The sequence below is a fragment of the Kaustia mangrovi genome (assembly GCF_015482775.1).
Taxonomy (GTDB): Bacteria; Pseudomonadota; Alphaproteobacteria; order Rhizobiales; family Im1; genus Kaustia; species Kaustia mangrovi.
In genome coordinates, this window is record NZ_CP058214.1 from 321,698 (window position 1) to 343,556 (window position 21,859).

Consider the following 21,859-nt stretch of genomic DNA (forward strand, 5'->3'; position numbering starts at 1 on the left):
CGGGCGGCCTCCACCCGGAGAGGGAAGGGGCCGCCCGCCTGTCCTCCTGACAGCACGAACGGCGAACGGGCTGGAGGCTCATCGATATGCCGCTCTCTCAACTCTTTGCGGAAGCCGGCGACATCGTCGGCGCGTTCCTGTCGGACGATGCCTGGGCGATCAGCGAGGCCATGGGGGCCGACGGCGTCTGGCTTCTGGGCCTCGCGGTCACGCTGGTCGGCGGCGCGCTCGTTCTCGCCCTCTACCGGCTGGTGCCGTTCATCGACCGGCACCTGGAGCGCACCGTGATGGTGTGGAGCTATCTCGTCATCGCGGGCATCATCTTCGTGGAGGTCTTCCGGCGCTTCGTGCTGTCGGAGCAGGCGGCGTGGTCCACGACGCTGCCGCCCTATCTGTTCCTCATCATGACGTGGTTCGGCTGCGCCTATAATGTGCGGCTCAGGACGCATCTCGCCTTCGCTGAGATCCGCATGAGCCTGCCGCGCGGCGGCCAGCTCTTCTGCTCGCTCCTCGACGCGGCGCTCTGGCTCGGCCTGTGCTGGGTGGTGATCGTGACCTCCGGGCGGGTCGCGGCCAACTCCGCGGCCAACTTCCAGATCCTGCTCGGCACCGACAATGTGCTCCAGTGGTGGCTGCTCTCGTCCGTTCCGGTCGCCTTCCTGCTCATGGCGGCGCGTGTTCTGGAGAACCTTCTCGACGATATCGCGCGCTACCGCGCCGGCGTCGCGGTTCTCAAGCCCGCAATGATCGGCGGCGAATAGGAGGCGGCGATGACCGACGCGACCTGGATCACCCTCATCTCGCTCGGTGTGACGGGCCTGTTCATGCTCGGCGTGCCCGTCTTCCTGGTGATCGCCTACTGGGTGATCGGCTGCAGCTTCGTGCTGGGCATGACGCTCGACAATATCGGGGCGGCGCTCTCCGACGTCTTCACCGACGGCTTCGCGCTGCTCGCCATGCCACTCTTCATCCTCACCGGCGACCTCATCAACCGGTCTGGCATTGCGCGGCGGCTGTCGGACTTCGCCTATTCCTGCCTCGGCTGGCTGCGCGGCGGGCTCGGCATGGCGAGCATCGGGGCCTGCGGCCTGTTCGCGGCGATCTCTGGCTCGAACTCCGCGACGACGGCGACCATCGGCGCCATGCTGCATCCGGAAATGGTGAAGGGCGGCTACGATCCGCGCTTCTCCGCGGCGACCGCGGCGGCGGGCGGCACGGTCGGGATCATCGTGCCGCCCTCGATCATCTTCATCGTCTACGGCTACATGATGAACCTGCCGATCTCCGACCTGTTCGTGGCCGGCATCGTCCCCGGAGCGATGATGGTCGCGGCCATGCAGGCCGTCTGCTGGGCGGTGTGCCGCCGCAATGGCTGGGGCCATCTGATCGCGCTTCAGCCCGCGCGGGTCCTCAAGACGGCGCTCGGCGCCTGGCTCGGCTTCTTCGCCATCGGCCTCGTCCTGTGGGGCATCTATACGGGCAAGTTCTCGCCCACCGAGGCGGCCGGCGTGACGGTCGGCTTCTGCCTCATTATCGGGCTCGTCTGCGCACCGCTCCACCGGTTCATGGGCGCGCCGGGCCATGATCGCCCGGTGACGGAGAAGCGCGTCCGCGACATGCTGACCGTGGAGGGGTTCGGCGCCCTGGAAATCCCGTCGATCACCATGCGCTCAGCCCAGATCACCGGCATTCTCGCCCCACTGATCGCGGTCTCCGTGGTGATGCAGCAGATCCTCTCCCTGCTCGGCGCGCAGGAGGTCATCGGCAATTTCGTGACCGGAATGGGCGGCTATCACGCCGTGCTGTTCACCGCGATGGCCATCGTCTTCGTCGCCGGCATGATCCTGGAAAGCCTGCCCGTGACCATCGTGCTCGCGCCGATCCTCGCCCCCATTGCCCAGTCGGTGGGCGTGGACCCGATCCACTTCGCGGTGATCTTCCTCGTCGGCGCGTCGATCGGCTTCATCACGCCGCCCTACGGACTCAATCTCTATGTGGCGAGCAGCGTCACCGGCATTGCCTATTTCCACCTCCTGAAATATGCAACGCTCTATCTGGTTGCCCTGCTGGCCGTCTGGATCGCGGTGGCGCTGACGCCGGAGCTCGCGAGCATGCTCCTGCCGGTCCGGTAGGGGAGAGGATGGAGGAGCTGGACCATTGACCGCTGCCGAGACGACGGAAGACAGGACGGGCACCATTCCGACGAATCTGCGTCTCCTGCTCGTGCTGGAGGAGGTGGCGAAGGCCGGCATTCCCGTCACGCCGACGGATGTGAACGCCGAGATCGGCCTGCCCAAGGCGACCATCCACCGGCTCTTCGCCACGCTGGAGGCGGAGGGCTTCCTGCAACGCGAGATGGACGGGCGCTCCTATACCATTGCGGAGCGGCTGAAGAGGATGAGCGCCAATGTGCTCTCTTCCGCCCATATCCGCACCGCGCGCTATGCGGTGCTGAACGCGCTGGCCGAGGAGATCGGCGAGACCTGCAACATCTCCATCCCCGACAGCGACGCCATGATCTATCTGGAACGCGTGGAGACCAAGTGGCCCCTGCGCATCCAGCTCCCGGTCGGCACGCAGGTGCCGTTCTACTGCACCGCGAGCGGCAAGATGTACCTGTCGACGCTCTCCGACGTGGAGCTCGATTGCTATCTCGACGCCGCGCATCTGGAAGCCCGCACGCGCCGCACGATCACGGACCGGGCGAAGCTGCGCAAGGCGCTCCAGGACACCCGCAAGCGCGGCTATTCGCAGGACGACGAGGAATTCATGGAGGGCATGATCGCGCTGGCGGTCCCGGTCAGCGACGATCGGAGCCGGCTTCTGGCGACCCTGTCGTTCCACGCCCCGACCCAGCGCCTCACGCTCAAGGGCGCGCTCGCCCATCTCGGCCCGCTGCGCGCAGCGGCCGACAAGCTCTCCAGGCTCGCCGCCTGATCCGGCGAGGCGAGCCGTCAGGCCGGTTCCGGTTCCCCGACGACAGCGGCAGACTCCGCAACATCGGCGCGTGCGGCGGCGAGAAGCTCGTCGTCGAACGGACGAGGTGGCCTGCCGGCAATGTCCTGCTCCAGAAGCTCAAGCAGGACGGCGGGAGGAACCCTCTCCGGATCGAGCAACCTTCCGGTCTTGATGGTGGGTCTGAGCACAACAGCCCCGATGTCTTGCGCCTGCAGGGCGTGGGCCAGGTTGCGGTGCCCGTAATAATTCGTCGGCCCGGCATAGGGCCCAGTCCCCTGTGCCGTCTGGCTAAAGGCCGTCGAATAGACCTCCATTGTCAGCGGCGAGCCGGCAGCGAACTGGTCGCCGATCATCAGGCCGCCGATCGGATGCACGAAGAATGGGCGGTCGGCGACCACGAGCCGCTTGGCGTGACTGTCCCTACAGACGGATTGCCAGTCGACCTTGGCCCCTCGGCGATCTCGAGATCCGGCCTGATCCGGATCACGAGGTCGTAGTCCACGCCGGTGTCGTGCGCCATTTCCCAAGCCTTCTCGATCTTATAGTACATCTTCTTCGAATTGGAGAAGCTAGAGAACGGTTCCATGCTGTCGTCCTCGAGCCGGACGTGGGGGGTGTCATAGATATCCATGATGTCGCGCTCGCTCACGCGGCCCATCCGGTCGAAACTCCCGAGCAGGACGGGAAAGCCTTTGCCCACACGTTGGGGTCCGTATTCCTGGCAGACCTTCATGTAGGTCTTCAGGAAGCGCCCACCGAAAACCCTGTTCGCGTGCATGATATTGGGGCGCTTGCGACCGATCTCGTACCACGAATGCACGAAGTAGTGGGCCTCGTGGCGCTCCAGGCCGAGATGCCGCCATGTTCGCAGAGCCTCGACATAGCCGCGAAGCTGGCCTGAGACGCATATGGCGATCTTCAGTCTCGAGGGCACCTGCAGAATGGCCGGCGCGACGGGGCTGGCCTGGCGCTGGTCGGAACGGCGCAATGCCCGGAAGAGGTCGAACCTGCATGCGGAGAGGAGGATCTCCAGGGCCTGCCTCTGCGCGGGGCCTAGCTCGTCACGCCGTGCGTAGTCCTCCAGGAGTGCCGCCGCATAACCCTCAAGGCTGTTCCTGTTGAGAGTATGCCAGGGCAGAACCGAGAAGATGTGCCTGAGCGTCGCAAAATCGAACTGGCGAACAAGCCGATGGGTTTCCGCAATTGCCAGCCGATAGTCGAGCAGACCGAGTCCGAGTCCCACCCTGTAGACTTCTTCTGATGGGATTCTGCGATGGTATCCGGCCGCGCGCCATACGCGTTCTATCTGCTTGCGAACCGGTTCCGGCTCGGAACCAGTCTGAAACACCATCTTCTGAACCTGGACGGCGAGGGCCGGCATCTCGGCCTCCGCATAGCTGGCGATGGGCTGGTGGAAGAGATGAAGGAGCAACCGCTCGATCGCGGCCTGTCGGGACAGGTCCTCGTCGGCCACCAGCGCGGCGAGATCCGCCGCCTTCACGTAGACATGCTTGAGCCCGTCACCACCGCTGTCGATGTAGTCGCATAGCAGTTCGGCCGCATCGGTCAGCCGTCCGGCGCGCATCAACGCATCCGCACCGCGCAGATAACCGGGCAGATGCCGGGGAAAACGTTTGCGCAACTCCGCCCAGCCATGCGCGGCTGCCGTCCAATCTCCCCGGCGCATGGCGAACTCGGCGGTCTTCATGCGGAAATCCAGGTTGTCGGGAAAACGCATCACCGCGTCGTCAAGGACCTGCGCGGCCTTGTCTGGCTTTTCGCGGGTCATGAGCATCTCGACCCAGCCATCGTATCCGGCCGGGTTGTCGGGTGCCATCGCCAGCACTCTCGCCCATGCCGAGGAGGCCGCGTCGAAATCGCCGCGCTGGGTGGCAATTCGCGCCTCCGCGATCCGAAATGTCACATCGGCGGGAAAGCGCCCGATCGCCTCGGCATTCAGCGTTTGAGCGCGGTCGAGATCGCCCAGGCGCAAGAGGGCGTTCACCGCCCCGCTGTAGCCGACAGGCTTTTCCGGGGCGATCCTGCAGAGGCGCGTCCACCGCGCAAGGGCCTGAGGCCACTCGCCGCGCTGGCAGGAGAGGCCTGCGCCTATGACAAGGGCGGCAGCATCCTTGGGAAACCGACGCAGCGCACGGGTGATCGCGACCTCACCACCATCCAGATCGCCATAGTTGATCAGCGCCTTGGCACCGAGGATATAGGGCATCGGACTACCGGGAAGCCGTTGCCTCAACTCTTCCCACAACGCGAACGCGCCGAGCCAATCGCCGGCGCGCATCTTCTCCTCGGCCTCGTTGCGGCGGCTCCTGATACTCTCGGTCATTCAGTCTTCGCCCTCCCTCGGCAGATTCGAGCACAGATTGGGGGTCTCATTCCCGTCTGGGCGAAGTACAATTTAAAGGTATAATAGATCGTATTGCAATCAATAGGGGTTTTGAATCACTCCTCGCGGGCAGGATCCGATACCCATGGATGCCGATGACCGTGCTTGCCGGCGCAAGGGCGGACTGGCATTGTGGCGGCCTCAATGGGGGAGGCTGGAGGGGATCGATGAAACCGGCACTTCGCGCGGCGGTTGCCGCAGTTTTCGTCCTGTCCGTTGGTGCATGCCAGACAACGACCGGCCAGCCGACGGAACCGTTGCCCAGCCGGCATGTGATGCAGGCGAGCTTCAACCCGGACGAGGCCGCGCATATCCATCAGGTGGGCTCGGCGAGCATCGAGGGCACGCTCTCCGTGCCGGATCGCTATGACGGGACCATGCTCGTGCCGCCGCCCGGCTCGGAAATCCGCGTCTATCCGGACACCGCCTTCGCCCGGGAGCGGATCGGCGCCCTGTTCGGCGGCCGCAAAGTCTCCTGGGACCCGGTCGACATCATCGACGACGACCGGCGGTTCAAGGCGTTGAGCCGGGTCGGGCGGACCGACGAGAAGGGGCATTTCAGGATCGATGGCTTGCCGGCCGGCACCTATTTCGTCGTCGGCACCGGGTTCTTCCGCGATGGCGCACGCCTGCAGAAGAGCGCGCTCCTCTACCAGAAGGTCACTCTCGCCAAGGGCCAGACCCTGACCGTGACGCTCAACGGGCAATAGGCCGCCCGGCCGCCCGGCGCGCCGAAAAGGGCAGGGGAGTCGCCCCCCGGTAAGTGCCCCCTCAATGGCAATGGACCGTGCCCGTACTGTTGTCCATGTGGCAGCATTGGCTTGGCGGCGAGCTCTTCCGGCATCCGCCGCCATGAGCTCCGGCCACGGACGTCATGGCGACAGCCAGCAAGGCTGCGGCCAACATCAGCGTTCTCATTGTTTCCCCCCATCCCGAAGGATGCCCATGCGGGCCGTCTTCCGCCCGCATGGGCAAGTCTAGAGCACTTTCAGGAAAAGTGGAGACCACTTTTCCGGTTCGAAAGAGCGGCAATACAGGGATCTGGCGGGCCTGCGGGGTCAGTCTCCCGCCGTGTCGGCAGCCCGGCCGCGCTCCGCGCCGTCCAGGTGAAGTGCGAATCCCGTTGCGCCGGGGGCTCCAAGGCCGTCGCACAGTCGCATGCTCGGGATCAGGTAGTCGCCGCCATTCTGCCGGCGATAGGGAAGGGGGCGGGTGGTGGCGAGCGTGCGCATCCTCTCGCGCAGGTCCTCCGCGACGGCCTCGAACCCCGCCTCGTCGACGCGGTCCGCCTGGTAGACGACGAAGGGCGGCAGCACGTCGTAGCCCGGATAGTGGAGAATGCCGTGGTTGATCGGGAACAGAAGGTCGTTGATCGGCCCGTTGATCCCGCGGTCCGAATAATGGTCCGCCCAGCCGCCGGCGGTCACGACCAGCATCGCCCGCTTGCCCGCGAGCATCCCCTCGCCATAGCGGTCGCCCCAGCGCGTGTCGTTGTGTTCGCCCACACCATAGCCGAAGCCATAGGCATAGACGCGGTCGACCCAGCCCTTGAGGATGGCCGGCATGGAGAACCACCAGAGGGGAAACAGGAGGATCAGCGCGTCCGCCCACAGGAGCTTCTCCTGTTCGGCGACGACATCCGCCGTCAGCGCGCCGGCCGTGAAGGCCTCGCCGGAGGCCGCCGGAACCTTCAGCCGGGCATCCGGCGTCAATGGGGGGAAATCCGCCCGGTCGACCTCGGCCTTCCAGCCATCGGCATAGAGGTCCGAGACGACGACCTCGTGCCCCTCGGCCTGGAGGGTCTCCCGGGCGACGTCGCGCAGCGAACCGGTGAGCGAGCGGGGTTCGGGATGAGCGTAGACAAGCAGGACTTTCATCGGATCAGCACTCCGTTCGATGGATAACCGGCCTCTCATCTAGCCAATGGCCTGCCGTTCCGGTAGATATCCGAAATGGATAGGATTGTGCCGATAAATGGATAGATCGGACATAACCCTGGAGCGCATGCGCAGCTTCGTGCGCGTGGCCGAACGGGGCAGCCTCTCCGCCGTCGCGCGCGAGCTCGGCGTCGGCCAGTCGACGATCACGCGGCATGTGCGCGAGCTCGAGGCCGCCGTGGGCGTGCCCTTGCTCAGCCGGACCACGCGGCGCGTGACGCTCACCGAGGAGGGCGGGCGCTATTATGCGAACTGCCAGCGGATCCTGCGGCTCGTGGAGCAGGCCGGCGACGAGGCGCGGGTCGCGCGCGGCGCGGCGGCCGGCTCGATCCGGATCTCCTGCACAGCCGCCTTCGGCGTCCTGCATCTGAGCCGCCTGGTCTTCGGCTTCCAGGACCGCTATCGCGATATCGGCGTTGATCTCAGCCTGACCGACGAGCGGATCGACCTTGTCAAGGAGGGCGTCGACATCGCGCTGCGCCTCGGTCCGCTCACCGACAGCTCCATGAAGCTGCGCGCGCTCGGCGAGAGCCGGCGACTTCTGGTGGCCGCGCCGGACTATCTCGCCGCCCGGGGACGGCCGGCCGTGCCGCAGGATCTTTCCGGACACGAAGGCATACGGATGTCGAATGTGGCGGGCAGCGACACGCTCCTCCTGCAGGATCGCGACGGGGAAACCCATGCCGTGCCGTTTGCCGGGCGATTCCGCGTCGACCATGGACTCGCTGTCCGCGAGGCGCTGGTGGCTGGACGCGGCTTCGCGCCGGCCCATCGCTGGCTCGTCGACGACCTCCTCGCCACCGGGCGGCTTCAGGAGATCCTCCCCGATTATTCGCTGCCGCCGGTCCCGCTGAACATGCTGATCGTTCCCGAGCGCGCCGGCATTGGCCGGGTGCGCCTGATGGTCGACTATCTCGCCGAGGAGATTGCGGCCGTTCCGGGGATCGCCTGAAACGGCCCGCGCGGGCGGGCGCGGTCGTCATCGCATGGCGGGTCTGGTATCCTTGACATTGGTGTCATGTTTGCGGCCGCATCCAGGGGCGGCCCCGTGCGGGAGGCGCGATTGGTCGGCGTCAGGCAGTTCGACGAGGAGGCGGTGCTCGCCGCCGCGCTGGAGACGTTCTGGCGACAGGGCTTCGCGGCGACCTCGATGCCCGATCTCGCGCGGGCGACGGGCGTCCAGCGCGGCTCGCTCTACAACGCCTTTGGCGACAGGGAAACCCTCTTCCTGCGCGCCTTCGATCTCTATGAGACGCGCTTCCTGGAGGCGGCGGAGGCCAGCCTGCAGGGCGACGACGCCGAAGGGATGCTCGACCGGTTCTTCGACACGGCCATTGCGACCATGACCCACGGCTCGCCTGCGCGCGGCTGCCTGACCACGAAGACCGCGACCGACGGCAGTCTCGCCAGCGACCGCGTGGGAGAGAGGGTCCGCGGCCTGCTGACCGCGCTTGCAGATATTGTCGAGGCCGCACTGACCAGGCCGGGCATGAGCCGGCAACTCGTCCTCGACCCGGGCGAGACGGCGCAGGTGGTCGTCACCTTCACGCGCGGACTGGCGGTCATGGAGCGCGTCCATGGCGACCCAGCGGCTCTCCGGCGCAATGCCGCCGCCCTGACGCGCGCGCTGGTCGTCAGGCCTGTTCGGGCGCCATCAGGAGGGTGAGCCGGTCGCGCGCGGCGGGCGACAGCGGACGGGACCGGCGCGTTGCCTCGTCCATCAGCACGATGACGCTCTCCGCCCTGGCCGCGCATTGTCCGTTCTGGAATACGCCCTGTTCGAGGGTGAGCGAGCTGCGACCGACGGCGGCGACCCTGGTCCCGATCTCGACCTCGCCGGGCCAGACGATCTCGGCCCGGAAATCGATGGTCAGGCGCGCGATGACGAAGGCGCTTCCCGGCTCGGCGAGCGGGGCTGCGGGTCGTGGAGAAAGGCCACGCGCCCGGTTTCCATGAAGGTCGCGAAGACGGCGTTGTTCACATGGCCCTGGCGATCCGTGTCCGCATAGCGGAGCTTGTCGGATGTGCGTAGGGGAAAATCGTCGAGCCGGATATCGTCCGTCACAGAGCCTCTCCTTGCGTGCGCTCCGTGCCGGAGCAGGGGGCGGACCGCGCCAGCCCGCCAAACGCGTCCAGAAGCCGCTCGCGCCAATGGAAGACCGGGTCGTCCGCCTCGATGAGCGCGACGGGGCTGCAGCAGCGCGCCCACATGAACATGCCGAACACGCAGTAATCCGCATAGGCCGGTGTGTCGCCGGACAGATAGTCCTGCTCGGCGAGAGCCTGGCGCAAGGGCGCGAGCGCCTGCCGGACCGTGGCCAGATGCGCGGCACGGTCGGCGGCGGCGGATTCCAGAGACTGGCCGAAGCGTTCCTCCCGCGAGGCGCGGAAATAGGCCTTGTCGGCCGGGTCGAGGCAGTCGTGGATGTCGACGACGATGAGCCTTGCGATGGCGGGCAGCAGGGTGCTGTCCGCCCAGGCATTCACGAAGCGGGCGAGCGGTAGCGCAGAGTTGCCGCCGAACAGCGACGGCGACTGGGGATAGCGCGCCTCGAGGTGACGCGCGATGCGCCATGAATCGCAGACGGTCTCGCCATCGTCGACCAGAACGGGCACACGGCCCTGCCCGAAAAGGCAATGGCGTCCTTCTCGGTGAACCGCCATGGCCGGGTCTCCGCGTCGAGCCCCTTGTGCGCAAGCGCCATCCGCACCTTCCAGCAATGCGGGCTGAACAGCAGCGCCGGGTCGCGGCCGGCCAGTTCGTAAAGCACCATCCCCATGGATCAGCGTCCCTCCGTCGCCGTCGTCGCGGTCAGACCGGAGAATCGATCCCCTGTCTCCGGCATGCAGGCACTCTCGCCATCCTTGACATTTCTGTCAAGGATGGCCGCGACAACCGTCATCGCGCCCGCAGCGCCTTACGCATATTGCGCAAGTCCGTTCCCCAGGGACCAGTTCTCCCTTCTTCACCTCGACAATGTTGACGAACACATCCTCCGCTCGGATGCCGGGGTTTTCGCCGAGCAATTCGGCGATCCTGCGGAAAAGCGCCTTCTTCTGCTCGGGCGTGCGCGTATCGTTCGCAGTGATCTGGATGAACACCAGATCGTCGCTCCGGGCGACATCGAGATAGGACGCGCTGTAGCGGAAATTCGCGGCGTCGTGCTCCGTGACGGTCATGAACTGGTCGTCCTCGGGAACGTCGAACGTTTCGTGCATCGCGCGGTAGAGGCCGTCGAATATCGCCTGCCGATAGGCTTCCGGCTTTCCGGCACGCAGGGAGATATGAAGGAGTGGCATTGCGGGTCCTTTCCGTTTCGTCTCCGAGCGAAATTAGACGCCCTCCAATGATTGCGATATCCTATTGAATATTATTTCAGTAATGAGAATTCAAAATGACTGAGCGCTCCCTCGACCTGGATGCCGTGCGGGCCTTCGTCCGCATCGCCGAGCTGGGCAGTTTCACGCGCGCCGCCGAGGCGATGCAGACGACGCAATCCGCGATCAGCCTGAAACTCAAGCGGCTCGAGACCCGGCTTGGCTGCCGGCTTGTCGAGAGGACGCCGCGCCATGTCGAGCTTTCCACGCATGGCGCGGCCTTCCTCAAACAGGCGCGCGAGCTGCTGGAGGTCCACGACCGCGCGCTTGTCGTGTTCGCCGAACCCCGCCAGCGCCTGACCATCGGCATCAGCGACCATGTGGCGGGCCCGAACTGCCGACCCTGATCGGGCGAATGAACGCGCAGGATCCAGCACTCGTCATCGAGATCCGGATCGGCTCGTCAAGCGACCTGCTCCGAAGTTTCGACCGGCGGGAGCTCGACGCCGCGATCGTGCGCTTTCATGCCGATCGGACCGACGGCGAGGTTCTGACCGAGGAGAAATTCGGCTGGTTCTCGGGACCGGACTGGCGGCATCGCTCAGGCGAGCCGCTCCCGCTTGCCACGATGCCGGATCCCTGTGGCGTGCGGAACATGGCATGTGAACATCTCGACGCGGCGGGTGTGGCCTGGACGGAGGTCTTTGTCGGCGGTGGCGTTGCCGCGGTCTCCGCGGCCATCATGGCAAGGCTCGGCGTCGCCGCCCTGGCGCGGCGCATGCTGCCGCTCGGGGCGTGGAGGTGGGGTCGCGGCTCGGCCTTCCGGATCTGCCGCGCCTGCCGATCCTGCTCCACTCGCGCGCCGGGAGGGCCGGCCGCGCGAGGCCATCGCCGCCCTTTCGACCGCCTTCAGGAGCGTGGTACGCGAATAGCGCGATCGGGGAAGATCGGCCGACCGCGCCACATAATGTTGCCATTTGTCACCGGGATACGGCAGAAAAATGCGCGGCTTCTGCACGACAGTGGGAAGAAGGGACTTGGTTTTCCATGTCTGCGAAGGCAGAGCTGGCTTTCGCGGCACGGCAACACGGTGAAACCATGGCGATCGGCGGAACGAAGCAGGACGGCACGGACCAGACGGATTTCATGCGGGTCGACAATTTCGACGCGCAGGCCCGGCGGATTACGCCGGAGGACCGGGTGCTTCTGCATGAGCTGACTGTGGGCGTCTTCTGGCAGCACCGGGCGCCCGATCTGGACTCCCTCATCGCGATAGGCGAGGGGTATCTGGCGACCGACGAGATCGGCCGGGCGATGGGCTCGGCCATGTGTTTCCGCGCCGAAGACAATTTCGCAATGCTCGGCATGATGGTCACCGCCCCGCGCTTGCAGACGCTGGGGACCGGGCGCTGGCTGCTGCGCCGGGTGATGGCGGATTGCGCAGGGGCCGACCTCAGGCTCAGCGCGACCCGCTCCGGCTACCGGCTCTATGAGAGCGAGGGATTCGTGCCGTTGCGGACCGTCGGTCAGCACCAGGGCATCGCCCGCGCACCCGAACTGCCCGACCCGGTGCCCGGCGTCACGCTGCGCACGCTGACACAGGCCGACGAGCCTGCCGTCCGCGCGCTCGACCGGCAGGCCTATGGCGCCGAGCGGCGCCGAACGCTCGACACGATTCTGGCACTCTCCTCGGGGCTCGTCGCGGAGAAGGCGGGCGAAATCGTGGGCTATGGGCTGGTGCGCCCATTCGGCCGCGGCGTGGTGATCGGCCCGCTGGTCGCCGGCGACGACCGCATCGCGACGATGCTCGCCGCGCCCCTGATCCAACGCCATGTGGGTAGCTTCGTGCGCCTCGACACGCCGATCCAGGGCGAGGCGTTCACCGGCTTCCTCGAAGCGGCGGGGCTGGGACGCTACGACACCGTGACCGAGATGTATCGCGGAAAGCAGCGGCGCCCGCTGGAGGGAACGCAGGTCTACGCCCTTGCGGCCCATCCCCTGGGCTGACCGCGCACCGGTGCATCGGCACGGCGTTCAGAACAGCCGGTCCTTCAGCCCGAACCAGAGTCCGACCAGCGGCAGGAACCACGGACGCCCGCTATGGGCGGGAATGGCTGGCCAGTCCAGCCCGGCGAGCGGGTTGGTGTCGGTACGCCCATGGCCATGTCGGCCAGCGCCTGGCCGACGAGCGTCGACATCTGGGCGCCGTGGCCGGAATAACCCATGCCGTAGATCATGCCGTCGGCCTCGCCCGCGCGGGGGAACCGGTCCTTGGTCATGTCCACGAGCCCGCCCCAGCAATAGTCGATCTCGACTTCCGCCAGATGCGGGAAAAGGCGGGCCATCGAGGCGCGCAGGATCGCGCCCGACTTCGCGTCGGAGCGCTGGTCCGACACTGTCGAGAACCGCGCCCGGCCGCCGAAGATCAGCCGGTTGTCGGGCGAGAGGCGGAAATAGTTCCCGATATTCATCGAGGTGACGCAGGTCCGGTTGCCGGGCAGGGTGGCCGCGATCTCTCCGTCGCTCAGCGGGCGCGTGGCGACGATGAAGGAGCCGACCGGGATCATTCGCCGCCGGAAATGGCCGAGCGGCGCGCCGCGGACCTCGCCGGAATAGGCGCCCGTGGCGGCGATCACCCGTTCGGCGCGCAGCGTGCCCCTGGGCGTGGTCAGCGCCCAGCCGCCCGAGGCCGACTGGCGCCCGGTCACCGGCGCGTCCTCCCAGATACGGGCGCCGTGGCGGTGGGCGGCGCGGGCCAGTCCTGCCACATAGCGCCCCATATGCATCATTGCGGACTTGCCGTAGAGCATGGCGCCATGGAATGCGTCCGAGCCGATCTCTGCATGGAGTTCGTCACGCTCGAGCCAGCGCGTATCCGCGTCGACCTCGCGGTTGATCAGCTCGAAATTCGCGCGCAACCCCGCCACGTGGGAGGGCTTCGAGGCAAATTTCAGCTTTCCCGAGCGGCGGAAGTCGCAGGCGATCCGTTCCTCGGCGACGGTCTCCTCGATCATGTCGATCGAACGGTCATAGGCGCGGTAGAGCGCGTGCGCCCGTTCCGCGCCCAGATGGGCCTTGGCCTCGGCGAGCCCGTGCGCGATGCCGTTATTGAGGTGCCCGCCATTCCGGCCCGAGCCGCCCGCGCCGACGTGGTGCGCCTCCAGCACGGCCACGCTGGCTCCGCCGCGCGCCAGCTTGCGCGCGGCGCTCAGCCCGGTGAACCCGGCGCCGATGACCGCGACGTCGTAGTGGCCCTCGACAGGCCCGGCCTCGGCATCGGCGAAGGGCTCGGCAGTATCGTGCCAGTAGGAGGTGTATTTCATCGCGCTCTCCGGGGCCTACAGCCCGACCAGCGCGGGAAGACCCGATATGTCCGCGATTTCGGTATAGCCATAATAGGGATTGGCCGGCTCGTGGCCACGGTTGACCCACGCCTTGTTGGCAATGCCGAGATCGTGCGCCGTCATGAGGTCGTAGCGGAAGCTCGACGAGACGTGCAGCACGTCCTCCGGCCCGCAGCCCAACATGTCGAACATGTATTCGAAGGCGCGCATCTGCGGCTTGTAGGCCTGCGCGTCCTCGGCGGTGAAAACATGCGCGATGGGCGCGCCGAGCTTCGCGATGTTGTGCGGGATCTGACTGTTCATCGCATTGGTGAGCGCGACAAGGGGGATCTTGTCGGCGATCTTCGCCAATCCGGCCGGCACGTCTGGATGCGGCCCCCACGTCGGCACGCGCTCGTAGATGTCGGCGGCGATCTCGGGATCGAAGGCGATGGCGTTGCGCTTGCAGGTCCGTTCCAGCGCGTTGTGAACCACCTCGGCATAGGGCTTCCATGCGCCCAGCACCTCGTCCAGCCGGTAGGCCGTGAAATCGCGGATGAGGGTCTCCATCTGCTCGCGCGACAGGCGGTCGGCGTAGTGATGACGCGCCGCGCCCGCCATGTCGTAGAAGATCATCGTGCCGTGGCAGTCGAAGGTGATGAACTTGGGGCGGAAGGTCATGGGCTTGCTCCGAAGGGTCCTTGTTGCCGTCAGCATCGCCGCTTTGCCGTGACAGGGATTGCTGCGTTTGCACGTTTCAGCGCAGGAAATTCCGTTGCGCGCGGGTCGCGCGGCAAAAGGTGCTGCCCGCGAGGCGAGATCGGTGCCGATGATGGCAGGGAGGCGGGCATGGTTCGGATCGCGACACGGCCTGCCGCCGCCCAGGCAAGACACCGGAAGACGAAGGATGGGATGCTCATGACGACCGCGGAGACCCGGAACTCCCCCGCCACGCCGCAGAATCTGCCGATCGTGCCCTTTGCCGAAACGCATCTGCCCGGCGCCCTTGCGCTTTCGCAGGCGGTCGGCTGGCCGCACCGGCTGGAGGACTGGGCTCTCATGCTGTCGGTCTCCGAAGGGGTGGCGGCGCTGGATGGCGACCGGGTGGTCGGCACGGCGTTCTGCACGGTGTTCGGCGATGTGGCCCTCATCAACATGATCATCGTCGACAGCGGCATGCGCGGGCGCGGGCTCGGGCGGCGGCTGATGCAGGCTGTGATGGGCATGGCCGGCGACCGCGAGATGCGTCTGGTCGCGACCGAGGAGGGGCTGCCGCTCTACCGCAAGCTGGGCTTCGCCGTCACGGGACGGATCGCCCAGCATCAGGGGATTGCCGTACCCGCCGAGCCGGCCCTGCCGGTGCGCGAGGGCGCAGTTGGGGACATGGCGCGTCTGGCGGCGATGGACCGTGCCGCCTCCGGCCTTGCCCGTACCGGGTTGCTGGAGCGGATCGCGGGGCAGGGGCACGTGCTTGTCGCCGAGGGCGGCTTTGCCCTGCTGCGGGACTTCGGCCGGGGGCACGTTCTGGGCCCCGTCGTGGCCCGCGATCCGGCCACGGCGCGTGCGCTGATCGCGGCTGGCGCCAGCCGCTGTGCGGGCCGGTTCCTGCGCATCGACCTGCCGGAGGCATGCGGGCTCGGCGATTTCGCGGCCGGTCTGGGCCTTGCCCATGCCGGTGGCGGGACCGCGATGGCACGCGGCGCGGGGACGCCCGAAGCCAGCGACGTCCACACCTATGCCCTGGTGTCCCAGGCCCTGGGCTGATCCCGGCGGGGCGGGAGCGGCATATATGACTGCGCTCTGCCCCAATACAAAAGAATCTGCCGCTCCCCCGGCATGTTTCAGCGCAACGCCATCAGCGATGTCGGCAATGGTGGATGGAGCATACCCGCCGTCCAGGCGGCGAAGAGGAGAGAGAACGGCCGAGATGGCGACAGAGACCGCTGTGAAACCGCTGACCGCCTTTTCCTACGTCACCTTCGATGTTGTTGGCACGCTGATCGACTTCGAGGGCGCCATCAAGTCCGGCCTGGCGCGGATCGCGGAGCGGGCCGGGGTCGAGGTCGACGGCGAGGCCGCGCTCGCGGTCTATCGCGAGGCGCGCTACGAGCCCGAGGCGGACCGCTATCCCGACGATCTCGGCCGCTGCTACGGCAAGATCGCCGCCGCGTTCGGCCTGCCGGACAGTGCTGAGAACCGCCGCTTCATGGTCGAGACCGTGGGCGAGGCCGATCCGTTCCCGGACAGCGCGGACGCCATGGCGCGTCTCAAGGCCCGCTACAGGCTGATCGCGATGACCAATGCCCGCCGCTGGGCGTTCGAGAAATACGAGAAGAAGCTCGGCTTTCCGTTCTGGGCGAGCTTCACGACCGACGACACCGGAACGGAGAAGCCCGACCCGGCCTTCTTTCACCGGGTCTTTGCGCATGTGGAGCGCGCGGGCGGCAGCAAGGCCGCGATCCTCCACACGGCGCAGAGCCAGCATCACGATATCGGCATCTCGCGGGAGCTGGGCATGACCAATGCCTGGATCGAGCGGCGCCACGCACAGAAGGGCTACGGCGCGACCATCGAGCCGGCGCGGTTCACCGAGCCCGACTACCGTTTCGACGCGCTCGCCGACCTGGCCGAGGCGGCCGACCGGGCCTTCGAACGGTAGGACCAGTTCGCCAACGGGCCCGATACGGCAACAAGAACCGGACGGGCCCCAGTCACAAGAGGGAATGGAGGGAGTACGCAAATGACGAGGAACAGACCGACCAACTGGACCGATCGCGACGACGTCATGATCGAGAATGCGATCCGCCGCGGGGCGTCGCGCCGGGATCTCCTGAAAATGCTGATGGCATCGGGTGTCGCGCTTTCGGCGGGCAGCGGGCTTCTGCTGCGCGCCGACAAGGCCATGGCCGCAACGCCGGTGAGCGGCGGGCACCTGAAGGCGGCCGGCTGGTCCGCCTCGACGGCGGATACGCTCGACCCGGCCAAGGCATCGCTCTCCACCGACTATGTGCGCTGCACCGCCTTCTACAACCGCCTCACTGTCCTCGACGAGAATGGCGAGGTGCAGATGGAGCTGGCGGACACGATCGAGACGAGCGACGCCAAGACCTGGCAGATCGGGCTGAAACCCGACATCGCCTTCCATAGCGGCAAGACGCTGAGCTCGGCCGATGTGGTCTATTCGCTCAAGCGCCATCTCGACAAGAGCGTCGGGTCCAAGGTCAACTCCATCGCCAAGCAGATGGCCGAGATCGAGGCGGTGGACGACCTTACCGTCAAGATCGTGCTTGCCGAACCCAATGCCGACCTGCCGACCATCCTGGCGCTGCACCATTTCCTGATCATCGCAGACGGCACGACGGATTTCTCCACCGCCAACGGCACCGGCGCCTTCATCTGCGAGACCTTCGAGCCCGGCATACGCTCCATCGCGACGAAGAACCCGAACTATTTCAAGGCGGAGGGGCCCTATCTCGACAGCTTCGAGTTCTTCGCCATCTCCGACAACAATGCCCGGGTGAACGCGCTGCTTTCGGGCGATATCCAGCTTGCCGGATCGATCAATGCGCGCTCCCTGCGGATGCTGGAGGGGCAGTCGCATGTCGAAACCTCGATCACCACGTCGGGCAACTATACCGACCTCAACATCCGCCTCGATCTGGACCCCGGCGCCAAGGCCGGCTTCATCGAGGGGATGAAGCATCTGGTGAACCGCGAGGCCATCCAGAAATCCGTCTTGCGCGGACTGGCCGAGATCGGCAACGATCAGCCGGTCTCCGCCGCCAACCGCTACCACAATTCCGAGCTGAAGCCGCGCGAGTTCGATCCCGAACGGGCGAAATCGCTGTTCGAGAAGGCCGGCGTGATGGGCCAGTCCATCCCGATTGTCGCCTCCGAGGCCGCGACCGCGTCCATCGACATGGCCGTTCTGGTGCAGCAGGCCGGTTCCGAGATCGGCATGACGTTCGATGTGCAGCGCGTGCCGGCGGATGGCTACTGGTCGAACTACTGGCTGAAGGAGCCGGTGCATTTCGGCAATATCAACCCGCGTCCGACGCCCGACATCCTCTTCTCGCTGCTCTATGCCTCGGATGCGCCGTGGAACGAGAGCCAGTTCAAGTCCGAGGCCTTCGACAGGATGATCGTCGAAGCGCGCGGCCTGCTCGACGAGGAGAAGCGCAAGGCGATGTACTGGGAGATGCAGGAGATGGTCGCCAATGAGGCTGGCACGGTCATCCCGGCCTACATCTCCGATGTCGACGCGCTCTCCACCAAGCTGAAGGGGCTGCGTCCCAACCCGTTGGGCGGCATGATGGGCTATTCCTTCGCGGAATATGTCTGGCTGGAAAGCTGATATCGCTGCCAGGTGTCGCCCGCATATGTAAACTGTGCGGGCGACCCCGCATCTCTCGAAACGGGGGAGGGGCCTTGCTTCGATCCGCAACGACATGGCTGCTTATCGGCCAAAGGCTGGGGATTGCGCTCATCACGCTGGTGATCGTGTCCTTCGCCGTCTTCTTCGCCACCGAGCTCCTGCCCGGCGATGTGGCCGAGATCCTGCTGGGCCAGGCCGCCACGCCGGAGGCTGTGGCCGGCCTGCGCGAGGCGATGGGGCTCAACGAGCCCGCGATCCTGCGGTTTCTGGGATGGCTCGGCGGCCTGGCCACCGGCGATCTGGGCACCTCCTATGTGAACAAGGTCGAGGTCGCCGATCTGCTGGCCGGGCGCCTGGCGAACTCGCTTCGCCTTGCCGGGATCGTCACGGCCATCTGCGTGCCCCTGTCCCTGTCGCTCGGCATCGCTGCGGCGATGTGGCGGAACACGCTGTTCGACAGGGCGATATCGGTGATGACCATTTCGGTCATCTCGGTTCCAGAGTTCATGGTGGCGACGCTGGCCGTGCTGATCTTCGCGGTCTGGCTCGACTGGCTGCCGGCCCTCAGCTACGGCGTCGATGTCGACAGCCTCGGCGCGATGCTGCGCGCCTATGCGATGCCGGTGATCACGCTCAGCTTCGTCGTCTCAGCCCAGATGATCCGCATGACCCGCGCGGCGGTGATCGAGACGATCAACACGCCCTATGTGGAGATGGCGCTGCTCAAGGGGGCCTCGCGTGCCCGCATGGTGCTGGTCCACGCGCTGCCCAACGCGCTCGGACCGATCGCCAATGCGGTGGCACTGTCGCTGTCCTATCTCGTGGGCGGGGTGATCATCGTCGAGACGGTGTTCAACTATCCCGGCGTCGCCAAGCTGATGGTCGATGCGGTCTCCACCCGCGACCTGCCGCTGATCCAGTCCTGCGCGATGATCTTCTGCGTGAGCTATCTGAGCCTGATCACGCTCGCCGACATGATCGCCATCCTCTCCAATCCGAGGTTGCGCCATTGACCGCTCCCGAAACCCCGACCGCCCGCCGTCTTCGCCTGCCGTTCCGCGGCGACAGGGCCTATGCCTTCAACTGGATCGGCCGCATCGGCTTGTGCATCATCCTGTTCTGGGCGGTGATCGCCGTCATAGGCCAGTGGATCGCCCCGTATCCCGTCGGCAAGATCGTCGGATGGGACTATTTCGCCCCGGTGAGCCGTGAATTCTGGATGGGAACGGACTATCTCGGCCGGGACATCTTCTCCCGCGTCCTGATGGGCGCGCGCTATACGGTCGGAATCGCGCTGGCTGCGGTCACGCTGGCGGTGACCGCCGGCGTGATCCTGGGCATGATCGCCGCCGTGGCGGGCGGCTGGTTCGACATGCTCCTGTCGCGTTTCCTGGACGCGTTCAACGGCATACCGTCGCTGCTCTTCGGGCTTGTCGTCGTGGCCGCCGTGGGCTCGTCGATCCCGGTTCTGGTGCTGACGCTGGCGGCGATCTACATGCCGGGCGCGTACCGCTTCGCACGGGCCCTGGCGGTCAATGTCAACGCGATGGATTTCGTTACCGTGGCGCGGGCACGCGGCGAGCGCACCTCCTATCTGATCGCGTGCGAGATCCTTCCCAATATCCTCGGCCCCGTCCTGGCCGATCTGGGGCTGCGCTTCGTCTTCATCGTGCTGGTGCTCTCCGGGCTGTCCTTCCTGGGGCTCGGCGTCCAGCCGCCCCATGCCGACTGGGGCGCCCTGGTGCGCGAGAACATCGAGGGGCTCAGCCTCGGCGCGCCGGCGGTGATATTCCCGTCGATCGCCATCGCGTCGCTGACCATCTCGGTCAACATGTTCATCGACAACCTGCCCACCAAGATCCGCGACAGGAGCGATTAGATGACCGGCACTCCTCTCGTCTCCGTCCGAGATCTCAGGATCGGCGCCACGACCGACGCCGGCCGCAAGGTGGAGATTATCCGCGGCGTCGGCTTCGACATCGCGCCGGGAGAGATTCTCGCCCTGATCGGTGAATCCGGGTCCGGCAAGACCACCATCGCACTGTCGCTGATGGGGCATGCGCGAACCGGTTGCGCCATCGAGGCCGGCACGATCCGTGTGGGCCAGAACGATGTCGCCGCCATGTCGGAGACGCAGCGCGCCGGCCTGCGCGGGACACAGGTGTCCTACGTGCCGCAATCGGCGGCGGCGGCCTTCAATCCGTCGAAGCGGATCATCGACCAGGTGATCGAGGTCACGGCCATTCACAAGCTCATGCCCCGCCGCGAGGCGGAGGCGCGCGCCCGCGAGCTCTTCCGCGCCCTGGCGCTGCCCGACCCGGACACTATCGGGCAGCGCTATCCGCATCAGGTGTCGGGCGGGCAGCTGCAGCGCCTGTCGGCGGCCATGGCGCTGATCGGCGATCCGGAGCTGGTGATCTTCGACGAGCCGACCACGGCGCTCGACGTGACCACCCAGATCGAGGTGCTGCTCGCCTTCCGCTCGGTCATGGAGAAGTCCCGCATGGCCGGGGTCTATGTCAGCCACGACCTTGCCGTCGTGGCGCAGATCGCCGACCGAATCCTGGTTCTGAAGAACGGCGAGGTCCAGGAGGAGGGCACGACCGAGCAGATCCTGCACGCGCCGCGCCATCCCTATACGAAGGAGCTCATCGCCGCCTTCGAGCCGGTGCCCCATGTACCGGCCGAGGGAGAGGCGCAGGCCGACGAAACGCCGATCCTCGATATCGACGGTCTTTGCGCCGGCTATGGCCCGCTCACCGACGGTGTGCCGGTGTCGTCGGTCCTGAAGGATGTGAGCTTCAAGCTGGAACGCGGGCGCAATCTCGGTGTGATCGGCGAAAGCGGGTCCGGAAAGTCGACGCTCGCGCGCTCGATTGCCGGCATCCTGCCCGCCTATCGCGGCGCGGTGCGTCTCGACGGGCAGGAGATGGCACCCGCCTTGCACGCGCGCAGCGAGACACAGCTTCGCCGTGTCCAGATCGTCTTCCAGCTGGCCGACACGGCGCTCAACCCGGCCCATTCGATCGGCACGATCATCGGCAGGCCGCTGCGCTTCTATCACGGGATGCGCGGGTCGCGGCGCGAGGCGCGGGTGATCGAACTGCTCGACATGGTGCGTCTGCCGGCCGCCCTGCGCCACCGGCTGCCTTCGGAATTGTCCGGCGGGCAGAAGCAGCGGGTCAATCTGGCCCGCGCATTGGCCGCCGAGCCGGAACTGATCCTGTGCGACGAGATCACCTCGGCGCTCGATACGGTCGTGGCCGCCGCGATCCTCGATCTGCTCAAGGAGCTGCAGGGCGAGCTCCGTCTCAGCTACATGTTCATCAGCCACGACCTCTCCACGGTCGAGGCGATCTGCGACGATGTCCTGGTGATGTACAAGGGCGAGCTGGTCGAGGCGCTGCCGGCGGCGCGGATGTCGAGCGAGGCGAAGCATCCCTATTCCAGGCTGCTGATCTCGTCGGTGCCGCAGCTCGACACCGGCTGGCTGGCCGGGCTGGAGCAGGATCCCGAACTCGTCGCCCAGTTCGCGCAGCGATGA

General features: G+C 66.5%; 20 protein-coding genes and 4 pseudogenes. 14 read left to right on the forward strand and 10 right to left on the reverse strand.

Translation table 11 applies throughout. The features are described 5' to 3' along the window. The first annotated feature begins 86 nt into the window (after window positions 1-86). The 3 genes from HW532_RS01535 to HW532_RS01545 are packed head-to-tail and all read left to right on the forward strand — an operon-like array spanning window position 87 to window position 2,937. Window positions 87-761, forward strand: coding sequence for a TRAP transporter small permease (locus HW532_RS01535; protein WP_213162743.1), 675 nt, complete (start codon window positions 87-89; stop codon window positions 759-761). Between the two features lie 9 nt (window positions 762-770). Continuing rightward, window positions 771-2,132: a TRAP transporter large permease gene (locus HW532_RS01540; RefSeq protein WP_213162744.1), complete on the forward strand. Its 1,362-nt coding sequence runs from the start codon at window positions 771-773 to the stop codon at window positions 2,130-2,132. 25 nt (window positions 2,133-2,157) lie between these two features. Then, window positions 2,158-2,937, forward strand: coding sequence for an IclR family transcriptional regulator (locus HW532_RS01545; protein ID WP_213162745.1), 780 nt, complete (start codon window positions 2,158-2,160; stop codon window positions 2,935-2,937). A gap of 17 nt (window positions 2,938-2,954) precedes the next feature. Here the strand turns inward: HW532_RS01545 and HW532_RS01550 are convergent, their stop codons facing one another. Both HW532_RS01550 and HW532_RS01555 read right to left on the reverse strand, forming a co-directional pair. Next, window positions 2,955-3,356, reverse strand: coding sequence for a hypothetical protein (locus HW532_RS01550; protein ID WP_213162746.1), 402 nt, complete (start codon window positions 3,354-3,356; stop codon window positions 2,955-2,957). After that, a complete protein-coding gene (locus HW532_RS01555; RefSeq protein WP_213162747.1) occupies window positions 3,311-5,302 on the reverse strand; it encodes a tetratricopeptide repeat protein in 1,992 nt (663 codons plus the stop codon). Before HW532_RS01555 ends, HW532_RS01550 begins: the two co-directional genes overlap by 46 nt. 227 nt (window positions 5,303-5,529) lie before the next feature. Here HW532_RS01555 and HW532_RS01560 point away from each other — a divergent pair, with 227 nt between their 5' ends. Then, window positions 5,530-6,072, forward strand: coding sequence for a peptidase associated/transthyretin-like domain-containing protein (locus tag HW532_RS01560; RefSeq protein ID WP_213162748.1), 543 nt, complete (start codon window positions 5,530-5,532; stop codon window positions 6,070-6,072). Window positions 6,073-6,420: 348 nt separating this feature from the next. Here HW532_RS01560 and HW532_RS01565 read toward each other — a convergent pair whose 3' ends face one another. Next, entirely contained in the window at window positions 6,421-7,239 is an 819-nt protein-coding gene (locus tag HW532_RS01565) for an NAD(P)H-dependent oxidoreductase (protein WP_213162749.1), read from the reverse strand. A 97-nt stretch (window positions 7,240-7,336) separates the two neighbouring features. Here HW532_RS01565 and HW532_RS01570 point away from each other — a divergent pair, with 97 nt between their 5' ends. Together HW532_RS01570 and HW532_RS01575 are read left to right on the forward strand one after the other, a co-directional pair. Beyond that, a complete protein-coding gene (locus HW532_RS01570; RefSeq protein ID WP_213162750.1) occupies window positions 7,337-8,251 on the forward strand; it encodes a LysR family transcriptional regulator in 915 nt (304 codons plus the stop codon). 111 nt (window positions 8,252-8,362) lie between these two features. After that, entirely contained in the window at window positions 8,363-8,965 is a 603-nt protein-coding gene (locus HW532_RS01575; RefSeq protein ID WP_213162751.1) for a TetR/AcrR family transcriptional regulator, read from the forward strand. Here the strand turns inward: HW532_RS01575 and HW532_RS22410 are convergent. The 5 genes and pseudogenes from HW532_RS22410 to HW532_RS01590 form a co-directional block, all read right to left on the reverse strand. Beyond that, on the reverse strand, window positions 8,934-9,182 hold the full coding sequence (locus HW532_RS22410; protein ID WP_343068662.1) for an acyl-CoA thioesterase: 249 nt from the start codon (window positions 9,180-9,182) through the stop codon (window positions 8,934-8,936). The two genes, HW532_RS01575 and HW532_RS22410, sit on opposite strands and share 32 nt — an antisense overlap. Then, complete coding sequence (locus tag HW532_RS22415; RefSeq protein ID WP_343068673.1) at window positions 9,170-9,364, reverse strand: acyl-CoA thioesterase; 195 nt, start codon at window positions 9,362-9,364, stop codon at window positions 9,170-9,172. Before HW532_RS22415 ends, HW532_RS22410 begins: the two co-directional genes overlap by 13 nt. Next, window positions 9,361-9,963: a glutathione S-transferase family protein gene (locus tag HW532_RS01585; RefSeq protein ID WP_425491916.1), complete on the reverse strand. Its 603-nt coding sequence runs from the start codon at window positions 9,961-9,963 to the stop codon at window positions 9,361-9,363. The genes HW532_RS22415 and HW532_RS01585 overlap by 4 nt, the downstream gene beginning before the upstream one ends. Beyond that, window positions 9,907-10,079, reverse strand: a pseudogene (locus tag HW532_RS22500) (glutathione S-transferase N-terminal domain-containing protein); the annotation flags it as partial. The pseudogene HW532_RS22500 and the gene HW532_RS01585, both read right to left, overlap by 57 nt. 138 nt (window positions 10,080-10,217) lie before the next feature. Further along, window positions 10,218-10,599 (reverse strand): annotated as a pseudogene (locus HW532_RS01590) (tautomerase family protein). 95 nt (window positions 10,600-10,694) lie between these two features. On the opposite strand from HW532_RS01590, the pseudogene HW532_RS01595 reads away from it, so the two are divergent. Both HW532_RS01595 and HW532_RS01600 read left to right on the forward strand, forming a co-directional pair. Further along, window positions 10,695-11,549, forward strand: a pseudogene (locus HW532_RS01595) (LysR family transcriptional regulator). A 115-nt stretch (window positions 11,550-11,664) separates the two neighbouring features. Further along, on the forward strand, window positions 11,665-12,624 hold the full coding sequence (locus HW532_RS01600; protein ID WP_213162752.1) for a GNAT family N-acetyltransferase: 960 nt from the start codon (window positions 11,665-11,667) through the stop codon (window positions 12,622-12,624). A gap of 27 nt (window positions 12,625-12,651) precedes the next feature. On the opposite strand, the pseudogene HW532_RS01605 reads toward HW532_RS01600, so the two are convergent. Both HW532_RS01605 and HW532_RS01610 read right to left on the reverse strand, forming a co-directional pair. Then, window positions 12,652-13,940 (reverse strand): annotated as a pseudogene (locus tag HW532_RS01605) (NAD(P)/FAD-dependent oxidoreductase). A 15-nt stretch (window positions 13,941-13,955) separates the two neighbouring features. Next, window positions 13,956-14,621, reverse strand: a complete 666-nt coding sequence (locus HW532_RS01610; RefSeq protein WP_213162754.1) for a haloacid dehalogenase type II — start codon at window positions 14,619-14,621, stop codon at window positions 13,956-13,958. A 237-nt stretch (window positions 14,622-14,858) separates the two neighbouring features. Between HW532_RS01610 and HW532_RS01615 the strand changes: the two genes are divergently transcribed. The 6 genes from HW532_RS01615 to HW532_RS01640 all read left to right on the forward strand — a co-directional run bounded on the left by HW532_RS01615 (window position 14,859) and on the right by HW532_RS01640 (window position 21,859). Then, window positions 14,859-15,704, forward strand: a complete 846-nt coding sequence (locus HW532_RS01615; protein ID WP_213162755.1) for a GNAT family N-acetyltransferase — start codon at window positions 14,859-14,861, stop codon at window positions 15,702-15,704. A 163-nt stretch (window positions 15,705-15,867) separates the two neighbouring features. Then, window positions 15,868-16,599 carry an HAD-IA family hydrolase gene (locus tag HW532_RS01620; protein ID WP_213162756.1) on the forward strand — a complete coding sequence of 244 codons (732 nt, stop codon included), beginning with the start codon at window positions 15,868-15,870 and terminating at the stop codon, window positions 16,597-16,599. An 81-nt stretch (window positions 16,600-16,680) separates the two neighbouring features. Continuing rightward, complete coding sequence (locus HW532_RS01625; protein WP_213162757.1) at window positions 16,681-18,294, forward strand: ABC transporter substrate-binding protein; 1,614 nt, start codon at window positions 16,681-16,683, stop codon at window positions 18,292-18,294. 74 nt (window positions 18,295-18,368) lie between these two features. Beyond that, complete coding sequence (locus HW532_RS01630) at window positions 18,369-19,328, forward strand: ABC transporter permease (RefSeq protein WP_246479437.1); 960 nt, start codon at window positions 18,369-18,371, stop codon at window positions 19,326-19,328. Between the two features lie 35 nt (window positions 19,329-19,363). Beyond that, a complete protein-coding gene (locus HW532_RS01635; RefSeq protein WP_213164376.1) occupies window positions 19,364-20,194 on the forward strand; it encodes an ABC transporter permease in 831 nt (276 codons plus the stop codon). Further along, the gene (locus HW532_RS01640) at window positions 20,195-21,859 is read left to right on the forward strand and encodes an ABC transporter ATP-binding protein (RefSeq protein ID WP_213162758.1); all 1,665 of its coding nucleotides are present in this window, start codon (window positions 20,195-20,197) and stop codon (window positions 21,857-21,859) included.